Genomic DNA, 427 nt, shown 5'->3' with positions numbered 1-427 from the left:
CTGTTAAAGTACAAGTAAAAGCTTATAAAAACGCTGTTGAAAGTGCTTTAATAGAAATGAGTGTAGGTAATGAACAAATACCTCGTAAAAAATATGGAGAAGAACTCTTAAAAAGAGTTAAAGAAAAATTAGATAAACCTTTTTATGATGAAGAAACAGAAGAAAAAGTTGAAATTTCTACAGAAACAATATCAGAGGCTGAAAAATTAATTAAGAAAGCTAATAAGAATATAGATTTACAACAAACTCCATTAACTCCGGACCAAGAAGTTGAGGTTCAAAATGCTTTTAAAAGTACAATAGATAAATTATGCAAGTTTCTTGAAAAAAATATTGAAACAAATAAAAATATAAAACAAGGAATAGATATAATTCAAGGAGCAGGGGTAAATAAAAGTGAAATAATAGATTCATTACTACCGGCAAT

1 pseudogene is annotated in these 427 nt (G+C 26.9%); it reads left to right on the top strand.

The features are described from left to right. Positions 1–427 (top strand): annotated as a pseudogene (locus SB78_RS11165) (hypothetical protein); the annotation flags it as partial.

The organism is Rickettsia asembonensis (assembly GCF_000828125.2).
GTDB classification, from domain to species: Bacteria; Pseudomonadota; Alphaproteobacteria; order Rickettsiales; family Rickettsiaceae; genus Rickettsia; species Rickettsia asembonensis.
This window is presented reverse-complemented; position numbering and strand designations above follow the sequence as displayed.